This is a genomic window from Prolinoborus fasciculus, from assembly GCF_056724605.1.
Genome location: NZ_JBWZQN010000109.1, coordinates 1 through 3,917 on the forward strand (window position 1 = coordinate 1; position 3,917 = coordinate 3,917).

Below are 3,917 nucleotides of genomic sequence, written 5' to 3' on the forward strand. Positions count from 1 at the left end.
TGTACACAGTGCACTGGGTTATGTATCGCCTTTTGAGTTTGAAGCAATGTACTATGATAAGATTAACCCGTTAGGTCAGGTGGCCTAACTTAAATAAAAAAGTCTCCGACAAACCCGGTACGGTTCAACATGTCTCCTTTAAGCTTGTTACAATGGTTTCATGTATATCAAATCTATAACTAGCCCCATTAAAACATTGGATTGCTGGTCGCTGTCTATCTAATGGTAAATTTAGTAGTGCAGAACATCCTTCTAGATTTTTACTCCAATAAGCACTTTGCCGCTTTAATTCCATCTCATTTAAATGTTGATGCTGCCATTGAGCATAGTCGGCATATTGAATACTCAACTCAGATAAAGGTGAAGGAATATTTTGAACATACGCTGTATATAATGTACTCAATTCTTTATTTAAGACTTCAAAAGAAGAAATATCAAAAATAATATGATGCACTATAAACAATAATATATATTCTTCTGATGCCAACTTTAGTAAAAATACACGGAACAGTGGACCTGAGGATAGATTAAATTGACTATGAACTTCATTCTTAATGTACTGTTGAACTTGTACATCTCTCTCATCCAATGAAAATTCCATGAAATCAACAACAGGTAATTCTATTTCAAATTGTGCTGCAATGGTTTGTACTAAAAACTGGTCAGATATATTAAATGTGGTACGAAATATCTCATGACGACGCACAATTTCATTCAAGGCAGCTAGCATCTCTGGTATTTGAACTTGCCCAATTAGTCGAGTCATCGCAGATATATTATTAAATTCATTAACACATTTGACCTCCTCCTTGGACAGAAATTGCTCTTGTTCAAATGAAAGAGGAAAAAAGTTAGTTGAATTTTTAATTAATGACTTCATTAATTATACTTCCAAAATTAATTTAATAGTACTCAACATATTCACCTACTAAATAGTAGAATATAATCTGGCACATTTTGATTTTTGACCAGTTCCTAATGCAAATTAAAATAATGCGGAACATTCCATTTTTTGATTTTTTTCACCAGAACTAAGTGGTAAAACCTCCCACTCAGATATAAAAACAAAACCATGTCTAGAATAAACATCAACAGCTCTAGAGTTTCCAGGTGATACACTTAATACAATCCTATTGTGCCCTTTAGAAATCGCTAGCTCCTTAATAGTAGAGATCAAAATATCTGCAATTCCCTTTCCACGAAATTTAGGATTTACCCACATCGCCACTAAGTTAAAATCATGAGCTGAATTTTGTATCCCGCCAACAATCCCAATAGCTTGGGCATCTTTGATTGCTAAAATATATTGATATTTAGTTTTATGCGCAGCCCTATCACGCCATTCAGATTCACTATATTTCTCAACAATGGCATAAGTGGCAGAAAAAACATCGGGACTATCTAGAAGTGACTCCAAACGAACTGTTTTAAGAATTTCCCAGTCTTCTTCTATAGTAAGACGTACCTCTATTTCATCCAAACCTTGACTCATTTAACACCTCTAAAGAATTCTTCTAAAAGTAGTAGATAATTAATTTAACTAACAACTCGATACTTTAAACATTTCAATATAACCAATATATTATTCAGCCATATTGGGTCTTTATTTCAATAAAATTAAACAATTTAAACCACCAACTTATCCGAACCCATAATTACAACCAAACCACCCTCAAGTTAATAATTTACACTTTCAAATAATTAGCACTATAAAAAACAAAAAAATTAAAATATATTTAACACGTTGAAATTCAAAAAACTCAACTTTATAAAAATACATACCCCTCACATCAAACCATTTTACACTAGTGGTTTTTTAAAATTAAAACATTTGAAATCATAACAACCTCTTCATTTTATATTGCTAGATCTTAATCACAATTTTAAAGTCTCGAAGACCTCTTGGGGATAAAATACAAATAAGATCTCACATACATCTAACGTTTATTCATATTTGCAAATTTCATGCCCAATTACATAAAAAGTTAATTTAACTTTATCTAATAAATGATTAAATTAGCACTTCCTCTGTAAGCATCCGCTGAACGCCATCGCCAAGTTTTAACGGGGTTCAGGTTTCCAGCGGTGAGGTAGTAATTCTTCTATTTGGGGCACTTTATGTGTTGGCAACCTTTTCAGCACATCACTTAAATAGGCATACGGATCCAAGCCATTCAGCTTTGCTGACTGGATTAAAGTCATGATATTGGCAGCTCGTTGACCACTGCGCAGCGAACCTGCAAATAGCCAGTTCTTACGCCCCAAGGCCCAGGGACGCATTTGGTTCTCTATCCAATTATTGTCAATGGGTAGATTGCCATCATCCAGATAGCGGCTTAAAGCAGTCCAACGTTTTAGGCTGTAATTGATCGCCCGGGCGGTTGGAGAACTCGATGGCACCGTCAGCTGATGTTGGTTGAGCCATTCATATAGTTGTTGCATGACCGGTTGACTATGCTGTTGTCGGTATTCGCAGCGGTCTTCCGCTGTACCATCCGTCTTTTTTCTTAATTCTGCTTCTATCGCATATAATTTCTGAATCAGCACTAATGCCTGTTCAGCGACCTGACTTTTCTTGGTCACATGTAGTTCATGGAATTTACGACGTGCATGTGCCATGCAGCCCACCTCAATGACCTGACCTGATCTAAAGCGTGCTTTATAACCACTGTAATCATCACAGACCAAATGACCCTGCCAGCCTTTCAGGAAGTCTTCAGCATGCTGGCCAGAACGGCTATCTTGAAAGTCATAGATCACTGCCTGAACTGGATTGTACTGTGTGCTGGCATAGGCCCAGACATAACCTTTTTTGGGCTTTTTCTCATTTTCACCCATCTGCATGACCGTCACCGGTGTTTCATCTGCATGGATCACCTGCTGTTGCAGTACCACCTGTTTTAAGGCATTGGCCAGAGGTTCCAGTTCCACCCCACAGCGGCCAATCCAGTCAGATAACGTTGATCTAGACAGATCAACACCTGCGCGTAGAAAGATTTGACGTTGACGGTACAAAGGCAAATGATCGGCATACTTTGACACCAGCACATGGCTAAGCAATTCAGGTGAAGCAATGCCTTTATCAATCACATAGGCTGGCATCGCTTGCTGAGTCAGAGTGTCACACTGATCACAGACCCATTTACCACGCACATGCTGTTCCTTATAGAACTGTGCCGGTCTGAAATTCAGTTTTTCACTGACATCTTCACCGATACGACGCAAGGTACAGCCACAACTGCATTGGGTTGATGCAGGTTCATGCTCAATACGGAGGGTGTGTAGATGATCTGGCAACAGCCGACGTTTAGGTTTGTTGACTGGGGCTTTCTGTGCAGCTGCATTGGTTTTATCTGCATTCAGTCGTTCCAGTTCCAGATCAACCGCTGCAATATCTTCTTCAACCGCTTCATCCCAGAGATGGATTTGTTTTACGGTTAGATGTTCGTTTTTACTGCCGAATTTATGCTGTTTAAATAGTGCAAGCTCATGCTCGTATTTTTGATTGAGAATAGAAAGATGTTGAACTTTAGAATCTAATTGCTGATTTGATTGTTCCAGTTGTTGTTTAGATTGTGCCAGAGACTGATGCTGCATCGCCAACTGTCTGGTAAATTCCAGCAGTTGTTCATGGGTCAGTTGGCTTAAATCAGGCAGCGTATTCATGACCGCAGTATGCCTGAGGTCATGATGCAGAGGAAATAGAACGTTTGGAGAATAGCAGAATGGATGAGCCTGGTTTAGAGCATTGTTACCACTTGCTGCAGTCCGATTCTTTGCCAGGGCAAACCCTGGATCAGTGCCTGTAACTGCTCCGGGCTGATCGCCATACTTTCACCCTGGTGAACTTTAGCCCAGTGGAATTTCCCCTGTTCCAGCCGCCGGGCACACAGCCAGATACCCAGTCCATCATGCAC

At 39.1% G+C, this 3,917-nt stretch carries 4 protein-coding genes; all 4 read right to left on the minus strand.

Going from position 1 to position 3,917, the window contains the following annotated elements; genetic code table 11:
- Window positions 1–124: 124 nt before the first annotated feature.
- The 4 genes from AC1P5O_RS16200 to tnpB all read right to left on the minus strand — a co-directional run bounded on the left by AC1P5O_RS16200 (window position 125) and on the right by tnpB (window position 3,917).
- Window positions 125–880: a condensation domain-containing protein gene (locus AC1P5O_RS16200; protein ID WP_005095136.1), complete on the minus strand. Its 756-nt coding sequence runs from the start codon at window positions 878–880 to the stop codon at window positions 125–127.
- Window positions 881–985: 105 nt separating this feature from the next.
- Entirely contained in the window at window positions 986–1,492 is a 507-nt protein-coding gene (locus tag AC1P5O_RS16205; protein ID WP_004278676.1) for a GNAT family N-acetyltransferase, read from the minus strand.
- Between the two features lie 569 nt (window positions 1,493–2,061).
- Window positions 2,062–3,666 (minus strand): IS66 family transposase, encoded by a 1,605-nt coding sequence (gene tnpC / locus AC1P5O_RS16210; protein WP_005095133.1) that lies wholly within the window; start codon window positions 3,664–3,666, stop codon window positions 2,062–2,064.
- A gap of 74 nt (window positions 3,667–3,740) precedes the next feature.
- Window positions 3,741–3,917: an IS66 family insertion sequence element accessory protein TnpB gene (tnpB, locus tag AC1P5O_RS16215; RefSeq protein ID WP_499006397.1), complete on the minus strand. Its 177-nt coding sequence runs from the start codon at window positions 3,915–3,917 to the stop codon at window positions 3,741–3,743.